This is a genomic window from Macromonas nakdongensis, assembly GCF_002837145.1.
Taxonomy (GTDB): Bacteria; Pseudomonadota; Gammaproteobacteria; order Burkholderiales; family Burkholderiaceae_C; genus Macromonas_B; species Macromonas_B nakdongensis.
Genome location: NZ_NWMV01000112.1, coordinates 1 through 15,455, shown reverse-complemented (window position 1 = coordinate 15,455; position 15,455 = coordinate 1). Strand labels below are relative to the sequence as shown.

Here is a 15,455-nt window from a genome sequence, read left to right as displayed (position 1 = left end):
AACTATTCTGACGCGGGGGGGTTTTCGAACTGCTCCGCAACGTACACCACATGGATGTTTTTGCGCTTGCAGATGTATTCGTAATACGCGCTTTCATCCGCGTCCTGGAATCGTCCCCACCGGCTGACGTCATAAACGAGCACGAGGTTGAAGTCGGCCTGACCTGACTCGACATCATGGATGAGTTGCTGCAATGCCAGTCGCCCACCGATGTTCAGGCCGCTCTTACCCTCGTCGGCATAAGTGCGCACGATCGCAATATTGCGCCGGGCCGCATACTCACGGATCTTGTCTGCCTGGTTTTCCGTTGAGTACTGTTGATGTTCAGTGGACATCCGAACGTATTCGGCTGCTTTGACGTTGCTAGGTTGGTCCGTTGCATCGTGGATGGACTCTTCTGACTGCATATAACCCGATCGCTTGTTGTTAGTGTTGATGCGCTCGGGCCTGCCATTCATTTCAGGGGATGGTGAACAGCCAGAGGTTTTTGGCTTTCACACATGTCCCCGAAACGGTTGCCATGCAGGTGGTCGAAATCGCATTTGGGAGCAACGGTAATGCCCAGCAACACAAATGACCATCAAGTCCTATCTTTGCAAGCGTCATCTTTGCAGGGGCAGTCTGCGCAAACGGGCGTGATCTCAACGATCCACGCGTCTGTCTTTGCAAGCCCACTGGCAGGCACTGACTTGATGCGATAAAGGCCTTCCAGGGTTGGTGGGGGTGCAGATGGCGACCGCTGCATGGCCCTGTTGCGCTCGGCATAGTCCGGGTTTTCATCGCGATACCTGCGCCAATAATCCGGGTTGCGCTCTTGCCAGGCTTTCTGCGACCGAGCTTTGTTCTCTCGGTAGTCTGGATCGGCCTGCAGCTTTTCGAGGTGCCAGCGTTGCCGCCGTGCTTTTTGGCATGCCGGGTCAGCGCAGAAGGTCTGACTGGGCACTTGGGGACGAGGTTGGAACGGGGAACCGCAGTTGGCGCAAAGCTTTTCGGGCATCAAATGTCTCCATACAAAAGTTGTATGGAAACTCTCGTTCCCCCCGGTTCTTACCCCTAAGAAGTCACCATGGTTGCGCCTGCTGGCTAGTTATGGCCAACAGGAGAAGATTCAATATGAAACTCATGAGTTTCATTTAATCCTGCTATCAGGAACCTGTAGGTTTCGGGGTATTTGCATTATTGGAACCCATAGGTTAAGATGGCGGCATTAAAACGTTACCTGTAGGTTCCATGGAAAACCAATTCCGCGATCTTCAGCTCCAGCAAATGGACGCACTTCTTGCCACTTGGAAGGCTGCGCAATTGAGCGCACGCCCCAGGTCTGGATGGGTGCGCGCGATTCGTGAGTCCCTGGGCATGTCCGCCGCAGCCTTTGCTCGTCGTCTGGGCATGTCCCATGCCGGTGTCCGCAAGCTGGAAAATGCAGAGGCGTCAGATGTCATCACGTTGGCCAGCCTGCGCAAGTTGGCTGAGGCGTTGGATTGCGAACTGCAATATGCCTTGGTGCCTCGTACCAGCCTGTCGCAGCATGTGAAAGAACGAGCCGAGTCAGTGGCGCGGGAGCGCTTGCGCCCGATTGCCCATTCAATGGCATTGGAGGATCAGGCTGTCCAAGGGCCATTGACCAAGCTGCAACTGGAGCTGGCCATCAAGGAGTTGCTCGAAGGTTCGCGTCGGGAACTGTGGTGAGATATTGAATATGGAATTTCATTACGCCCCAGGGGCAACCCCATTAGATCCGGACGAAGCCGCAGGTTTGGTGCCGACGCACATTACCACCCAAGGCGATCTAAACGCATGGGAGCAAATCAACATCGTTCAGGGGGATCGCTGGGCTGCGCGCCAGAAAAAGCGGGACTTGCTGGATGAGGGGTTTATTCGAGATCTGCATCGCCAGATGTTTGATAAGACCTGGCAGTGGGCGGGAACATTCCGCAAGACCAATAAAAACATCGGTGTGGACTCGACACAGGTGGCGGTGAAGTTACGCAACTTGCTGGACAATACAAAATATCAAATCGAGAATCATGTCTTTGATGCCGATGAGACGGCAGTGAGGTTTCACCATCAATTGGTGTGGATCCATGCCTTCCCGAATGGCAACGGACGCCATGCACGTTTGATGGCAGATTTGTTGGCAATGCGTCTTGGCCGTCCGCGACTGACATGGGGCGGCGGCGAAACATCCATCACCACGGTGGGGGAGCTACGCGATCAATACCTTGCCGCCTTACGTGCAGCAGACCAGGGGCAGTTCGGCGATTTGATTGCATTTGCTCGCAGTTGACGAAGGGAAGCGTGGAATGGCATGAACTTAGGAGCTTATATTTCAATTGGATCTGCGGTTGCTGCGTTTGTGTCCGCGACTCTTTGGGTCATCGCAGCTCGTGCCCGAGTGCCCTATGACCCCAAGCCAAATGAAGATGGTTTTTATCCGTCCGGAATTTCAGATGGAGATGATGACTTCATTGAGACCGTGAAGAAGCAGGGGGAGTGGAACCGCTGGGCGGCCTACTCAGCTGCGATTGCCGCCGCTTTGCAGGGCATTTCGATGCTGCTCCAGGTCATTGAGTCGTCATGACAAAGAAAGGAGAAATTCAAAATGGTTGATGCAACTATGGTTGGGGGTGCAATTTCTAGTCTGAAGACACTCTATGAAATTGCGAACGGAATGTTGACAGCAAGCAAAGATGCTGCCGTCAATGCCAAAGCAATAGAGCTGCTTTCCACAATTTCAGAAATACAAGGTCGCCTCCTTGAAGCTCAGCAATCAATGGCACAAATGCAGGATGAGTTGAGAAGAGCGAACGAAGAACTTTCGCGGAGAGCTCAATTCGATCGCTATGAATTGGCGGAGCCGTATAGGGGAACACGGTTGTATCGACTCAAGGCCGATGCGGCACGGTCGGGTGAGCCAATTCACTTCATCTGTCCCAATTGCAAAGATGTACTCAACAAGATCTCAATCTTGCAAGAGGATGGCAGTGCGGCCTATTGCAAAAACAAAGATTGCGGACAGGTCTTTGACATCGCGCCGCAACCAAAATTTGAGCGGCAGCATCACAATCCGTATGCTGTTTGATTTTATTAGGATGTGCTTGGAGAAGAATGTTTTTCCACCATGCTTGCGGCCAATTAGAGAGATCAATGATTTGATTGCATCCGTCCACAGTTGAAAAAAGGGAGCCATATGCCAAGCGGATTGCCAAGCGCACAAGCATTGCTGGAAGACAAGAGCGTTGGCTTCTTTTCCATCGATACGGACGTAATTCAGAGCCATGCGTACAAATTTTCCGCCGGTGCGTTACGTGCATTGCCACTGCAGAGACCGGCTTGGTTGACCATCCAGCAAACTGAAATTGTTGAGCGGGAAGTCCACGCTCATCGAATGGAGCCAGTGTCCAAGGTTGCCAAAGAGTTGAATGCGGCAATTGCAAAACTGCAACGCCTATCAGGGCTGAATTTCACCCCTGTCAGTGAACAAGTCAAAGCGCTTGATTCCGAATCTGTCACCGCTCGCAATTTTTCCAGAGAGTTCAGTGCCTTTGTGGCAAGCCTAGGTGGAGGCGTCCTGCCAATAGCTGGGCCGGATTTGGCGCGGCAGATGTTTGACCGCTATTTCCAAGAAGCAGCACCATTCGAAGCCAGAAAGAAGTCCGAATTCCCCGATGCTGCCGCGCTTTTGACGCTGGAAAACCATGCCAAGGCAACCCAAAAGCAAGGCATTTTGATCTCGAAGGACGGCGGTTGGACAGATTTCGCCAAGCACAGTGATTGGCTCTACTGTGTGAAATCTTTGGATGAATTCGCCGCGCTGTTCAAGTCCACCAATCCGGTGGCAGCGGGCGTGACCGCGAAAGTCAGTGCGGAGCTCTCAAACACCGCCAGCAGTCTTTCTACGTTGGTGCAGGCCGCAGTTGAAAACCATGTCGCTGGCGCATATTGGAATGCAGATGATGTCTGGACGGGGTTCTGTCACCGTGTTGAGGCAGAGGTGGATCAAGCGCACTACCTCGGTTATTCGGTGGACCTGACTGGAATTGGTACTTGGTTGGTGGAGCATGACCCCACCATTTGCATCATTGAGGTCAGGGCAACAGTTCAGGTCTCGGTGGACGTGAATGTCGAATTTTTTGTGTACGACACCATCGACCACGAAGAGCTGAATTTTGGCTCTCTAGAGGTCACGCGCGATCATGAACTGGAAGTGGATATGTTCATCACCTTGCGCGGCGATCTTGAGCATGCGGCAGTTGATGAGCTGGACCCATCAATTGAGCTAGCTGGTGGCGAGTATGACGTTGAGGTCGGAGAGGTTGAGCCTGACTTTGACGAGGGGCCATAGACGATATGAAGTTCGCATTGTTGTCAGGACAGCGTGTTGAAGCACAACCGAAATTGCGAGCGATTTGTCCTGCCTGCAGTGGTGAAGTTATTGCCAAATGTGGCCAACATATTGTTTGGCATTGGGCGCACTCTTCTCGATCGCACTGCGACCAATGGTGGGAGTCGGAAACTGATTGGCATCGGGAATGGAAAAATCGATTTCCCTCAGATTGGCAAGAAGTGCCTAGGGTCGATGCTCGGACAGGTGAGCTTCATATCGCAGATGTAAAAACCGCTGCAAATCTAGTCATTGAATTCCAGCGCTCATCAATTCATCCAGATGAGGTGCGCGCCCGTGAGGATTTTTATGGCCAGATGATCTGGGTGATCGATGGTCGAAAAAATGATGCCGATCGATTCAATTTCAGCAACATGCGAAGCCGCCCTAACTCTGACGGGATATCCCAGTTTCAATGGTTTGGGCGAAGCACACTTTTTAGTCGCTGGCATACATTGAAGCCAGTGTTTATTGACTTCGGGCCTGAGCATGGTTTTTGGCGTATCCTGAGATTTGATCCTAAAACCAAACGAGGCCTTGCTGGAGCATGTGATATCCCCGCATTTGTAGAGCTTGCTTCGAGTGGAACGACTGACTTTAGCTCAGTGGGTGGCCCTGCATCGATGTAGTAAATTGTGAGATGCGGGCGATACCAATTTCAGATGATCGGTAGATTTACATGACTTTTCCGGCTGTACCAGATGCGGCGATAGGTGCTATTGCCGCTGCCTCCATCGCAGGACTTCTTGCCTTTCTTGGCTTGATCATTGCAAAAGAAAACAAGACCTCTGAATTCAGGCAAGCTTGGATAGATTCGTTGCGTTTGGATTTGTCTAAATTGATTTCAAATGCAAGAGCGATTCGAGGGGCTGTTGCTGTTGGATATTCTGAAAAGTCGGAGCTATTTGATGCAACTGAAAGCTACTTCATTGAAATTAATCAGGTGGCAGTAGCTGTCAGATTGCGGTTGAACCCGAAAGAAAAAGCTTGCAAGCAAATTTTGGCAGGGATCACCGAGTTAGAGCGATTGATGATCGATAGCCCTTCGGACCTGGTCGCTTGTCGAGCCTGTGAGGACAAAATTATCGAGCAGGCGCAAATTCTTCTGAAGAGCGAATGGAAGCGAGTTCGGCGGGGGGAGCTTCTTTTCGCCGTTACAAAGTGGATTGGCTTCTTTGTGATTTTGGCTGGGGTGGCGCTCCTTATATGGACAGCGTTTCAATCGCCGAGCAAATGAGCATCATTTAAGCAACTCTCAAGATCTTTGGTGTTGCTGTGAATTTGACTCCTGCGCGGAGTCCAGACTCAAGCTCATCATCGCCTGTAGTTATGGAGCGGCAGCATTACGTTTTTTGCTCACGTTTGATGCGCTCTGTACTCTTGCGTTTTGCCGCCATAACCATAGGCGCCAGCCCGCACATCATCGACATGGATGTAGCTCTCATGGTGCAGGTCGGGCATAAGGTTTAAGAGGCCGTCATACACGGCCTGAATGTATGCCGCTTTTTCGAGTCGGGTGTTGGTCTCGTCTGTGATCTTGATTTCGACAAAGGCGCTGGACTTGTTTTGCGCAGCCAATGATTGGCCGCCCACGATCCAATGTTCTGGCTCTACATAGCGGATAGCGATGGAGGTCAGTTCGGGCTTTTTGCGCAATATCCGGCTTGTAAATTCCCCCAGCATTTGTGCCACCTGTTGGGTTTTCTGCTCTTGCGCTGGGCCACTGAGTAGTACGTTGAGAATGGGCATGATTGACTCCTTTGAACATTGGATGTGACTGTATTGATATATCCAATGCATGGAAACCGCTAATAATTGAAATTGGTTTTGCAAATTCTGCAAAACTTCTTAGAATGACCCATGAGCTTTCATTTGGATGATCTGGCCCTGTTTGCCCGGGTGAGTGCGTTGGGCACGCTGTCAGCGGCGGCACGCGAGCGCAACATTCCGGTCAGCCAAGTGACGCGAGCGTTGAATCGGCTGGAAGCTGCTTGTGGTGCTCGACTGATGCACCGGACAACTCACGGTCTGAGCCTGACTGATGAGGGTGACACCTTGTTGCAGCACGGGTCGCTAATGCTCGACACCTCAGAAGTGCTCAAAGCCGATTTGCGCGGTCGGCAAAACGAGCCCAGTGGTTGGGTTCGTGTCGGTGTCAGTGCCTCGGTGGCAGAGTCGCTCATCGCACCAAGCTTGCCTGCACTCTACGAAAAATACCCGCGCCTGCATATTGAGGTGTTGGCCGATGACCGACTGGCAGACATGGCGCGCGATGGCATTGACATCGCCATCCGCACCGCCGCCGTGCATAGCGAAACACTGGTGGCCAGGCAGATTGGCTCTGCCAGTCGAACGCTGTATGCCAGTCCAAGCTACTTGGCTAAGAATGGCACTCCGCAGCATCCGGACGAGCTGGCGCAGCATCACATGATCGGCAATAGCCGTGCCATTTCGATGAACCTGTGGGAGCGACAAGATGCAAAGTCAGGTCTGCAAATCAAAGGGCAGACGCTCACCGATAACTCTGCCGTATTGCTTTCCATGGTCAGGCATGGGGTCGGTATCGCACGATTACTAGACATCGTCGCGTCGCCGCTGGTCAAGTCGGGCGAACTGGTTCCTCTGCTTCGACCGTACTTCGATGTTCAAGAAATCCCTGTTTATGCTGTGATGCTGCAAGAGCGACACCGGCTTCCGAAAATTCGGGCATGTGTTGAGTTTTGGGCAGAATATTTGGCTGGCAATGCATTCGCTGTGTAACGGGACCTCGAGTGACGCCCTCTATTTAGCCATTGCGAATTTCGCTCCATCGCGAAGGCCTAGCTCAAATGCCTGGTCAACGGTAGTTCCTGGCCGACAATCCCAAGTGGACACGGGGACCTTCTGGCTCGGCTGCCAGTATGTTCGTCCTTGCCAAGCAAAAACGGTTGGAAGGCTCGGGTAGTGCCTGGTGAGTAGTACCAGCGTATGTTTCCGTTCTGCTGCAGTTTGAGGTGGGATGGGGGCGTTGTCAGAATATCCTCCATCGAACCCCCAGCGCCCCTCGACTTTTTGGGCCAGCATAAACGGAGCGGCAGCGGCTACAGCTTGCAGTAATGTTCGAGCTGATTGCCCGTCAGGGACGTCGTTCATGCTCAAAAATTCTTGCTTCAATCCAAGATAGCGCGGCAACTTGGGGTGAATGCTGTGAGCCAATTTCTTGTCTAATAAATAAGCGAGTGAACCGGCTGCCAGACTGCCTGCTAATCCAAGCGCACGAGCGGGACGAGTAATGGCGACAATCAGTTCGGAGCCTGCTGTCTTTAGTTTTTCAAAATGATGGTCGCTGGTGAAGGATTCGATCCAGGCAGGGTAAATGTGTTGATGCGCAAATTTCAGACGAAATTGGGATAAAGATTTCCAATCAAACAGTCGATCATTGCTCATGTAAAGCTGCTTACAAGATGCAAGTGCATCCCTGGCGGAACTGGTCAGAAGTGATGTGGCAATGGCTGCGCCTGCGCTGGTGCCCACCAAAGTTGGAGGAAGTTTCCATCCCATGTCCAGCAGTTGTGAAACGACGCCAGCCTGCCACCAACATCGATTTCCGCCTCCTGCAAATGCCAAGGTGTGGATGTCATCCAAATGAAGTTGTGTGGATGAATGGGGCATGGTTTCGTTTGTCCGAATGAGGATGTGTGAATGGAAATATGCGCCCCGACTCGGTGCCGCCTATTAAATATAAGCGACTGATCCACGACCATGCTCTCTGGCGGTGCCATAGGCGGCGACAAGAAGCGTTAGGCAGGGATACAATCAGCTCCAAGCAAGTGCCACTGTTGGCGCAAGCAATCGACACACGCACTGGGACGGAATTTCCCGAACCAGTGAGGTGGTTAGAGCAGATCCTTGGATGCACCCCATACTCCTCATTGGGGGGCAAACCCGGGACGGCACGTCTCACACCTACGGGATGAGTGTTTGCCGAACTGCTATACTCCACCACCAAAATTCAGCGCCCAACTGTTCTCAGTTGGGCGTTTTCATTTGTGCTTCCCGCATGACACGCGGGGTTCCCGCACATTCTGCGTGTGCGACCGGGGTCCTATGGCCTGGCAGGAACAACCCCGGTTGCCCTCCGTTCTGCCCTCTCTTCTCTCGAAATCGGCGCTAACTTTTTCGCCTTGGCACGCGCACATGGCCTTTTGCGACCATGATTTGCGCGCGTGCCATCGCCATTCGTTGTCGGGCGAGCTTGGAGCAGCAGTCCATCACACAGTCCTTGTTTTGAATCATTTGGCCGTTTTGGCAGACATCGGCCGGAACAGATGGACAGGAAGGCTCGCGGAGTTCGATGTGGCCACTGGTAGCCAGTCGCCCTGGCCGACACGGCGCGCTACGACAGCCTGCGCACAGACATTGTCGTGCAGGAGGCCGATCATGCGTGAGTTGGACAAAGAGCTCAAAGAGCTGCGCCTGTATGGCATGGCGGGGGCCTGGGGGGATCTGGTCAAGCAAGGCGGTCATGCGACATTGGAGAGCTCGCGCTGGTTGCTGAAGGCGAATTGCAGTAGGCCGCGCGGGGGCTGGAGCAGCGGATGCGGGCGCGCATGCACTTCGTCCACGGCCGCGGCCCGGTCGGCCGGCATGCCGTACACAGTGGTGGTCTCTGGCGTGCTTCCAATGGTGGTCATGCGGCGGCTTCCCGGTCGTTGCGCAAGGGCGGGTTGTGCCCGCCCGTTGTGGCTCAACTTACTGCTTTCGCACCGGGGGCAGGGTCACCTTGTCCTCGGTTCCACCACAAAGCGGATGCTTGAAGCCATTGGCCTGCTCGGTCTTGTCGAGATAGACGATGTTGTCGTCCTTCGCGGGACTGACGCCGGCCGGCACGTAGTCCAGCGCGAGCGCGTGGCGGGCCTTCCACGCGATGTTGTGGTCGGCGCAAGAGGAATCGCCGCTGACGCCGAGCGCGCCCACCCGCGTTCCCTTCGCGTCGTAAAGCGCAAGGCCGCCGCCGAACACGTTCACGCCGCCGATCCGCGCGCCCACCAGCGGATCCTTCGCCGTGCCGAAGTCCGCGGCACTGCCGGCGTAGGCTACCTGCGTATCGACCGGGTTGGAAAACTGCAGGCCGAACAGGCTGCCGCCCGGCTGCGTGGGCGAATAGAGGTTGGCGGTGGACAGGGCGAGGCCCGGCAGGCTGAAGGCGTTCGCGGTGTTCGCCTTCTGCGCGGAAATCACCCGGCTGCCGAGCCACTGGTCGCCGACCTTGGCGCCGGTATGGGCCACGGCGCAGACCGTGCCGTCGGTCGCCACCACGGTGCCCCACATGTCGAGGTTGAAGCCGCCGTTGGCGTCTTTGCGGGCATTGGCGAGGGCCTGCTTGAGCTGCTGCCAGTTCGGCAGGCCGTCGCATCCATCGCCGGCATGCGCGGCGAGGGGCAGCAACAGCGAAGAGCACAGCAGGGCGAGTACGGGGAGTTTTGTCAAGGTCATGTCTCGGGTTGGAGTGAACCTGGCGGCGGGCATTCCGCTTCGGGTTCGGGGTGGTGTGCGGGGTGAAAGGAATTGCCGGTCACGAATGCCGGGCCTGCCGGAATGCCGGCGCCTTCTGGCCATCCCAATCGAGGTCGACGGCCACCTGGGCCTGCGCGCGGTGGCGTTCGAGCGCGTCGATGTCGAGATCGGCGATCGCCCAGGCTTGCGCGCCGCGGGTCGTCTACCATACGAAAGTCCCACCCGAGGCTATTGAGAAACTCATTCTCCATCACACGAGTGAGGGATCGCACGTAGGGCTGTGTGACCCCCATCCTGCAGCGTGACCTGATTGGGTCAAGGCCGGGTTGTCATGCAGGCAGTTTGGCTGCAAGCAGTTCGACCTTCTCGATATTGGGCGGAGAACTGAGCAAGGTCGCTGCGTTGGCCATCAAGGCCGCGGCGATCTGGCCGTTCAGATGTGCCTGGCGACCAGCCTCATCGGCAAAGGCATCGAACACACCAAACGTCGAAGGGCCAAACTTCAATGCGAACCAGGCCGTGGTGCCGGACTCGGCGTTGGCGAGCGGCAGTGCGCTGGCCAGGAAGTCGGCAAGCGCAGCCTCCTGGCCGGGTTTAGCCTCGAGGCGAACAAACAGGGCGAGCTTGGTCATGCTGTATTCCTTTGGGTAAATAGAAAAGTGGGTGAAGGGATCTAGGAGACTGCAGTCTAAGTCTTCATGACAGACATCTCCATAGGCAATAATGACAACATTGATATCATTGTTGCCATGAAACTCCACCTCCTTGTTTGTGATGGCGTGTTTGATCTGGGGCTTGCGGCGCTCACTGACACAGTGGGCTTAGCCAATGCGATGGCGGGCTCGCTGCCACAGGCTCCCGCGCACATAGAGCTCACGCTGGTGGGCGTGCGGCGTCGCATCCGAACTGCGCAAGGCTTGACGGTCCCCGTGGTCACTGCGCATGGTGTGCCCGAACCAGACGTCGTGCTCGTGCCAGCGTTTGGCGACAAGATGCCTGACACGCTCTCGGCTCGGCTCACACGCCCCGATGTGCCCGACGCGGTCGCGGCGCTACAGCAGTGGTCCACCGCTGGCGCGCACCTTGGTGCCGCTTGCTCCGGTAGTTTCTTGCTTGCAGAGAGTGGCCTGCTTGATGGGCATCGTGCGACGACGTCATGGTGGCTGGGGCCGATGTTTCGGCAGCGCTATCCGAACGTCACGCTGGACGAGTCACGCATGGTCGTGAGCACGACACGCTTCACCACCGCGGGTGCCGCTTTGGCCCACGTCGACTTGGCCTTGCGCATCGTCCGAGGGCAAAGTCCAGCGCTGGCGGCCCTGGTGGCACGCTATCTGCTGGTCGAGACACGCAGTTCGCAAGCCGAGTTCGTGATTCCCGACCACCTTGCGCATGCCGACCCGATGGTGGAGCGCTTCGAGTGCTGGGCCAGACGTCGGCTTGCGCAGGGGTTCTCGCTGGCCGAGGCGGCCAGCGCCGCGGGCACAAGCGAGCGCACCTTGGCGCGGCGGCTGCAAAGCGTTTTGGGAAAGACACCACTGTCGTATTTCCAGGACCTGCGCGTGGAGCATGCCGTCCATCTCTTGCGCACCGGGAACGCCAGCGTCGACCAGGTCGCCGCACAGGTCGGGTACTCGGATGGGGTGACCCTGCGGGCCCTGTTGCGCCGCAAGCTGGGCCGGGGTGTCAGGGAGTTGCGACGCGGTGGATGACCAAAGGCGTTTGGTGCATGTACGGCTGGAGACAGCCGCGAAACTGTCGGAAGCAAAGGCCTACCCACTTGCGTCTACTACATCGTGCGTTGGGTGCAAAAGCACCAGCCGTGCCAAAGCAGTCTTCAGTGACCTTTCAAAGGTCAGAGTATTGGGAATACTGTTAGCTTTACGACTGTTTTCTGTTCACTAATCTGGGTTTTCATCCACATGCTATTCAATCCACTTCAAGTAGGTTCTCTCACCCTGCCCAACCGCATCCTGCTGGCACCGCTGACCCGCACCCGTGCCGACGCTGGCCACATGCCCAACGCGCTGATGGCCGAGTACTACAGCCAGCGAGCCACCGGCGGCCTGCTGATTTCCGAATGCACCATGGTGGCGCCCGGTACATCGGCCTTCGTCAATGAGCCTGGCATCTACAACGACGCGCAGATTGCAGCCTGGAGGCAGGTGACCGACGCGGTGCACGCCAAGGGCGGACGCATCTTCATGCAGATCTGGCACGCTGGCCGCGCAGCCTACCCTGGCGCTGCCGATGGCGCCCCCATTGTCTCCAGCAGCGCCACCGCTATTGAGGGTGAGATTCACACGCCCCAAGGCAAGGTGCCGCACGCGGTGCCCCGCCCCCTGACCGTCGAAGAGATTCCCGGCATCGTGGCTGCGTTTGCCCAAGGCGCACGCAACGCCATTGCCGCCGGCTTTGATGGTGTGGAAGTACACGGCGCCAACGGCTACCTGATTGACCAGTTTCTGCGCGACACGCCCAACCAGCGCACCGATGCTTACGGCGGATCGCTGGAAAACCGTGCACGTTTGCTGTTCGAGGTACTCACTGCCGTAACCCAGGCGATCGGTTCCGAACGTGTGGGTCTGCGCCTGTCGCCCCTCAACAGCTTCAACAGCATGAAAGACAGCGACCCGCTGGCCCTCATCGGCTTCCTGGCTAATAGGCTCAATGCCTTCAAGCTGGCTTACCTGCACGTGATGCGCGCCGATTTCCTCGGCGTGCAAAAGGCCGATGTCATGCCCGTAGCGCGTGAAAAGTATAAAGGCGTGTTGGTGGGCAACATGGGCTACGGCGCTGATGAGGCAGAGGCGGCCATCGCCGCAGGCAAGCTTGACGCTGTGGCCTTTGGCACCGCCTTCCTGGCTAACCCGGACCTGCCCGCACGCATCAAGGCCAAGGCACCGCTGAACGCGCCTGACTCCAACACGTTCTACGCAGGTGGCGCCAAGGGCTATACAGACTATCCGACACTGCAGGTCGCGTAAATCACCGCCCCAGAAGACCGAAGAAACGAGCCACTTTATACCCAAGGCTCTGCCCTTCGGTCTTGCGAAGCTGTGAATCGATGGCCAGGTGGGCGCTCGAAGGACTTCTACGGTGCATGTCGGGAGGCAGTCGCCCTCGACCTCATCCGGGCAAAAAAGCAGGCCTTCGTTGAGTACGGGGATGACCAAGGGCGGGTTGAGTGTGAACTGACCGGCGTGCTGGCCACTATCGATGATGCCCATCTGGACCACGCGTGGCCATACTTTTCACACCTGGTGAGTGGCTTTCGGGCTGCCAGAGGCTGGTCCAGGGACATCCCGGACGGTGTGGTGTCGGCTCCGGCGGATGGCCAGACGACGGCCACGTTCATCGATACCTCGGTAGCCGACGCCTTCCGTGCGTACCACCACGACCAGGCAATCCTCCGGATCCTCTCCCGGACAGCCAACCTGCAGACCGCCAGCCAAGCGCGACGGCCGCGGGTCGCGCGACCGGTGCGGGTGCCCTGATCAGGTGGGTAGCCAAGTCCGCGGTTGCCTGCGGAAATGTGGCGGGGGAGTGAGCGTGGCAGAGCGAACTTGTGAAACGGGGCGAGTGAGTCCTCGTTGTTCCTTGCTCCCGCGCTGGTCACGTTGTTTTCCGTGAGATGGTGGTGCGAGAGAGTGCTATACTCCACCACCAGATCACAAAAGCCCATGGCTCCATGGGCTTTTTCTTTGACCGACAGGTCAGTGCGCGGGAATAGCTCAGTTGGTAGAGCGCAACCTTGCCAAGGTTGAGGTCGCGAGTTCGAGCCTCGTTTCCCGCTCCAATCGCCCATGTGGCTCAGTGGTAGAGCACCCCCTTGGTAAGGGGGAGGTCGGCAGTTCGATCCTGCCCATGGGCACCACACCTCCACCGTGAAAACTTCGATCCTGCTCGTCGATGTGGACCGCCCAGACACTTGGACGCGCTACCGCAACGGCCTGTGTGACCGCTGTGCCGCCAATTGCTGCACCATGCCGGTCGAGGTCCGCTTGCCCGACCTGGTCCGCCTGGGGCTGGTGGATCCTTTCGAGGCCGAACACGAAGCCCCCAAGCAGATCGCCAGGCGCCTGGACAAGGCTGGCCTGATCGAGCATTTCAATTTTAAGCACAGCATTTTCACGCTGGCGCGCCGCGCCAGTGGCGATTGCCATTTCCTCGACGCGGTGACCCGCCGTTGCACGGTGTACGAGCGCCGACCGAACACCTGCCGCGCCCACCCGCAGGTGGGACCGCGGCCCGGCTATTGCCCGCACGGTCCGCGGGCGACGAACGCCGGCGCCTGAGGCCTGGGCGGGTTGGCCCCGGGTTTCAGGGGCGGGCGCCGCCGCGCAACTGCTGCACGTCCAGGGCCGAGACCGGTGCGGCCTGGTGGCCCCATGCGCTGCGCAGGTGGGTCAGCACGGCGGCCAGTTCGCCGTCGTTCAGGCGCAGCACAAAAGGTGGCATGCCAAAGGGTTCGGGGTGGCCGGCGGTGGCAGGGGCAAAGCCTCCATGCAGCACGGTTTGCACCAGGTTGGCAGGCGAGGCCAGCGTGACGCTGCGGTTGCCGGCCAGGGGCGGGTAGGCGAACTGGCCGTTGCCCAGCCGCACGCCTTCGCCCTGTTCGCCGTGGCACTGTGCGCAATCGCGGCGGTACAGGCGGGCGCCTTCGTCGGCCTGGGGGAGCGCGGTGGGCTTTGGGGCTTTCGACGGGGGCGCGTGGCGCGGCAACTGCTGCAGGTAGGTGGCCATGGCGACCAGGTCGGCCTCGAGCCAGTGCTGGGTGCTGTGCAGCACGACCTCGGCCATGGGGCCGGTCACCAGCGCACCCTGGGCGCGGCCGGTGCGGAACAGGTCCACGATGTCCTGCAGCGGCCAGTCCTGCACGCCGGCGGCTTGCGGGTCGGTCAGTGCGGGGGCGTACCAGTTCTGCATGGGGATCAGCCCTCCGGCCAGGTCCAGCATGTTGCGGTTGGCGCCAAGTGCGTTGCGCGGGGCGTGGCAGGCGCTGCAGTGGCCCAGGCCACGCACCAGGTAGGCGCCGCGCTCGAGTGGGGTACTGGCGGGCGTTGGAGCGGCAGCCTCGGTCGGACCGGCTTCAAAGTACAGGGCCCGCCAGACCTTCATGGCAGCGGCCGTGTTGAAGGGCCAACCGACCGTGTGCGCCGGGCTGGGGGTGTCTACCGCCGGCAACTGGCGCAGGTAGGCGTAGAGGGCGTCGCTGTCGGCGCGGGCGATGTGGGTGGTGTTGTTGAAGGGGAAGGCGGGGTAGAGCCAGCGCCCGTCGCGCGACTGGCCGTGGTGCAGGGCGCGCCAGAAGTCGTCGGCGCTCCAGGCCCCCAGGCCGGCTGCGCTGGGGGTGAGGTTGCTGCTGTAGACCGTGCCGAAGGGAGTGTCCACGCCGCGTCCGCCGCCGTAGGCCGGGCCGCCGCGGGCGGTGTGGCAGGCGGCGCAGTTGCCCAGGGTGGCGAGGTAGCGCCCGTGTGCCACGGTGCCGGCGTCGTGGGCGACGGGTGCGGTGTGGGCGACGGGAATGGGCGTGCTGGGCCACAGCGCCCAGGCCAGGGCCACCAGGGGCAGG

Annotated in this window: 18 protein-coding genes, 2 tRNA genes and 1 pseudogene; 14 read left to right on the top strand and 7 right to left on the bottom strand. The window is 58.0% G+C overall.

Annotation, left to right across the window (positions count from 1 at the left end; all coding sequences use genetic code 11):
* Positions 1-20: 20 nt before the first annotated feature.
* Positions 21-407: pseudogene (locus CON77_RS13430) on the bottom strand (recombinase family protein); the annotation flags it as partial.
* Positions 408-1,230: 823 nt separating this feature from the next.
* Here CON77_RS13430 and CON77_RS13420 point away from each other — a divergent pair.
* The 7 genes from CON77_RS13420 to CON77_RS15230 all read left to right on the top strand — a co-directional run bounded on the left by CON77_RS13420 (position 1,231) and on the right by CON77_RS15230 (position 5,621).
* Complete coding sequence (locus CON77_RS13420; RefSeq protein WP_101049929.1) at positions 1,231-1,689, top strand: mobile mystery protein A; 459 nt, start codon at positions 1,231-1,233, stop codon at positions 1,687-1,689.
* A 10-nt stretch (positions 1,690-1,699) separates the two neighbouring features.
* Positions 1,700-2,287, top strand: coding sequence for a mobile mystery protein B (locus CON77_RS13415; protein WP_101049927.1), 588 nt, complete (start codon positions 1,700-1,702; stop codon positions 2,285-2,287).
* A gap of 21 nt (positions 2,288-2,308) precedes the next feature.
* Positions 2,309-2,581 carry a hypothetical protein gene (locus CON77_RS15245; RefSeq protein ID WP_157826969.1) on the top strand — a complete coding sequence of 91 codons (273 nt, stop codon included), beginning with the start codon at positions 2,309-2,311 and terminating at the stop codon, positions 2,579-2,581.
* Positions 2,582-2,602: 21 nt separating this feature from the next.
* Positions 2,603-3,082 carry a hypothetical protein gene (locus CON77_RS15240; RefSeq protein ID WP_157826968.1) on the top strand — a complete coding sequence of 160 codons (480 nt, stop codon included), beginning with the start codon at positions 2,603-2,605 and terminating at the stop codon, positions 3,080-3,082.
* A 108-nt stretch (positions 3,083-3,190) separates the two neighbouring features.
* Positions 3,191-4,345 (top strand): PIN domain-containing protein, encoded by a 1,155-nt coding sequence (locus CON77_RS15235; protein ID WP_157826967.1) that lies wholly within the window; start codon positions 3,191-3,193, stop codon positions 4,343-4,345.
* Positions 4,346-4,350: 5 nt separating this feature from the next.
* Complete coding sequence (locus tag CON77_RS13405; protein ID WP_101049922.1) at positions 4,351-5,013, top strand: competence protein CoiA; 663 nt, start codon at positions 4,351-4,353, stop codon at positions 5,011-5,013.
* 50 nt (positions 5,014-5,063) lie between these two features.
* Positions 5,064-5,621 carry a hypothetical protein gene (locus tag CON77_RS15230; RefSeq protein ID WP_157826966.1) on the top strand — a complete coding sequence of 186 codons (558 nt, stop codon included), beginning with the start codon at positions 5,064-5,066 and terminating at the stop codon, positions 5,619-5,621.
* Positions 5,622-5,740: 119 nt separating this feature from the next.
* On the opposite strand, the gene CON77_RS13395 is transcribed toward CON77_RS15230, so the two are convergent.
* Complete coding sequence (locus CON77_RS13395) at positions 5,741-6,133, bottom strand: tautomerase family protein (protein ID WP_101049935.1); 393 nt, start codon at positions 6,131-6,133, stop codon at positions 5,741-5,743.
* A gap of 111 nt (positions 6,134-6,244) precedes the next feature.
* On the opposite strand from CON77_RS13395, the gene CON77_RS13390 reads away from it, so the two are divergent.
* Positions 6,245-7,144: a LysR family transcriptional regulator gene (locus CON77_RS13390; protein WP_101049918.1), complete on the top strand. Its 900-nt coding sequence runs from the start codon at positions 6,245-6,247 to the stop codon at positions 7,142-7,144.
* 21 nt (positions 7,145-7,165) lie between these two features.
* Here the strand turns inward: CON77_RS13390 and CON77_RS13385 are convergent, their stop codons facing one another.
* The 3 genes from CON77_RS13385 to CON77_RS13370 all read right to left on the bottom strand — a co-directional run bounded on the left by CON77_RS13385 (position 7,166) and on the right by CON77_RS13370 (position 9,859).
* The gene (locus CON77_RS13385; RefSeq protein ID WP_101049916.1) at positions 7,166-8,035 is read right to left on the bottom strand and encodes a patatin-like phospholipase family protein; all 870 of its coding nucleotides are present in this window, start codon (positions 8,033-8,035) and stop codon (positions 7,166-7,168) included.
* A gap of 851 nt (positions 8,036-8,886) precedes the next feature.
* Positions 8,887-9,057 carry a hypothetical protein gene (locus tag CON77_RS13375; RefSeq protein ID WP_198552384.1) on the bottom strand — a complete coding sequence of 57 codons (171 nt, stop codon included), beginning with the start codon at positions 9,055-9,057 and terminating at the stop codon, positions 8,887-8,889.
* A 58-nt stretch (positions 9,058-9,115) separates the two neighbouring features.
* Positions 9,116-9,859 carry a GlcG/HbpS family heme-binding protein gene (locus CON77_RS13370; protein WP_198552382.1) on the bottom strand — a complete coding sequence of 248 codons (744 nt, stop codon included), beginning with the start codon at positions 9,857-9,859 and terminating at the stop codon, positions 9,116-9,118.
* An 85-nt stretch (positions 9,860-9,944) separates the two neighbouring features.
* Between CON77_RS13370 and CON77_RS15225 the strand changes: the two genes are divergently transcribed.
* Positions 9,945-10,115 (top strand): hypothetical protein, encoded by a 171-nt coding sequence (locus tag CON77_RS15225; protein ID WP_157826965.1) that lies wholly within the window; start codon positions 9,945-9,947, stop codon positions 10,113-10,115.
* Between the two features lie 94 nt (positions 10,116-10,209).
* Here the strand turns inward: CON77_RS15225 and CON77_RS13360 are convergent, their stop codons facing one another.
* Entirely contained in the window at positions 10,210-10,512 is a 303-nt protein-coding gene (locus tag CON77_RS13360) for a putative quinol monooxygenase (RefSeq protein ID WP_007182542.1), read from the bottom strand.
* Positions 10,513-10,578: 66 nt separating this feature from the next.
* Here CON77_RS13360 and CON77_RS13355 point away from each other — a divergent pair, with 66 nt between their 5' ends.
* From CON77_RS13355 to CON77_RS13330, 5 genes are all read left to right on the top strand, one after another.
* Positions 10,579-11,592: a GlxA family transcriptional regulator gene (locus CON77_RS13355; RefSeq protein WP_101049914.1), complete on the top strand. Its 1,014-nt coding sequence runs from the start codon at positions 10,579-10,581 to the stop codon at positions 11,590-11,592.
* A 210-nt stretch (positions 11,593-11,802) separates the two neighbouring features.
* Positions 11,803-12,867 carry an alkene reductase gene (locus CON77_RS13350; RefSeq protein WP_101049912.1) on the top strand — a complete coding sequence of 355 codons (1,065 nt, stop codon included), beginning with the start codon at positions 11,803-11,805 and terminating at the stop codon, positions 12,865-12,867.
* 736 nt (positions 12,868-13,603) lie between these two features.
* Positions 13,604-13,679: transfer RNA gene (locus CON77_RS13340), tRNA-Gly, on the top strand.
* 3 nt (positions 13,680-13,682) lie between these two features.
* A tRNA-Thr gene (locus tag CON77_RS13335) sits at positions 13,683-13,757 on the top strand.
* A 10-nt stretch (positions 13,758-13,767) separates the two neighbouring features.
* Entirely contained in the window at positions 13,768-14,178 is a 411-nt protein-coding gene (locus CON77_RS13330) for a YkgJ family cysteine cluster protein (RefSeq protein WP_101049910.1), read from the top strand.
* Between the two features lie 25 nt (positions 14,179-14,203).
* Here CON77_RS13330 and CON77_RS13325 read toward each other — a convergent pair whose 3' ends face one another.
* Entirely contained in the window at positions 14,204-15,454 is a 1,251-nt protein-coding gene (locus tag CON77_RS13325; RefSeq protein ID WP_232788541.1) for a c-type cytochrome, read from the bottom strand.
* Position 15,455: the final 1 nt, after the last annotated feature.

Excerpts from the sequence above, each read along its gene's own strand:
- CON77_RS13420 (WP_101049929.1), top strand. The coding sequence starts at position 1,231 with ATGGAAAACCAATTCCGCGATCTTCAGCTCCAGCAAATGGACGCACTT.
- CON77_RS13415 (WP_101049927.1), top strand. The coding sequence starts at position 1,700 with ATGGAATTTCATTACGCCCCAGGGGCAACCCCATTAGATCCGGACGAA.
- CON77_RS15245 (WP_157826969.1), top strand. The coding sequence starts at position 2,309 with ATGAACTTAGGAGCTTATATTTCAATTGGATCTGCGGTTGCTGCGTTT.
- CON77_RS15240 (WP_157826968.1), top strand. The coding sequence starts at position 2,603 with ATGGTTGATGCAACTATGGTTGGGGGTGCAATTTCTAGTCTGAAGACA.
- CON77_RS15235 (WP_157826967.1), top strand. The coding sequence starts at position 3,191 with ATGCCAAGCGGATTGCCAAGCGCACAAGCATTGCTGGAAGACAAGAGC.
- CON77_RS13405 (WP_101049922.1), top strand. The coding sequence starts at position 4,351 with ATGAAGTTCGCATTGTTGTCAGGACAGCGTGTTGAAGCACAACCGAAA.
- CON77_RS15230 (WP_157826966.1), top strand. The coding sequence starts at position 5,064 with ATGACTTTTCCGGCTGTACCAGATGCGGCGATAGGTGCTATTGCCGCT.
- CON77_RS13395 (WP_101049935.1), bottom strand. The coding sequence starts at position 6,133 with ATGCCCATTCTCAACGTACTACTCAGTGGCCCAGCGCAAGAGCAGAAA.
- CON77_RS13390 (WP_101049918.1), top strand. The coding sequence starts at position 6,245 with ATGAGCTTTCATTTGGATGATCTGGCCCTGTTTGCCCGGGTGAGTGCG.
- CON77_RS13385 (WP_101049916.1), bottom strand. The coding sequence starts at position 8,035 with ATGCCCCATTCATCCACACAACTTCATTTGGATGACATCCACACCTTG.
- CON77_RS13375 (WP_198552384.1), bottom strand. The coding sequence starts at position 9,057 with ATGACCACCATTGGAAGCACGCCAGAGACCACCACTGTGTACGGCATG.
- CON77_RS13370 (WP_198552382.1), bottom strand. The coding sequence starts at position 9,859 with ATGACCTTGACAAAACTCCCCGTACTCGCCCTGCTGTGCTCTTCGCTG.
- CON77_RS15225 (WP_157826965.1), top strand. The coding sequence starts at position 9,945 with ATGCCGGGCCTGCCGGAATGCCGGCGCCTTCTGGCCATCCCAATCGAG.
- CON77_RS13360 (WP_007182542.1), bottom strand. The coding sequence starts at position 10,512 with ATGACCAAGCTCGCCCTGTTTGTTCGCCTCGAGGCTAAACCCGGCCAG.
- CON77_RS13355 (WP_101049914.1), top strand. The coding sequence starts at position 10,579 with ATGACAGACATCTCCATAGGCAATAATGACAACATTGATATCATTGTT.
- CON77_RS13350 (WP_101049912.1), top strand. The coding sequence starts at position 11,803 with ATGCTATTCAATCCACTTCAAGTAGGTTCTCTCACCCTGCCCAACCGC.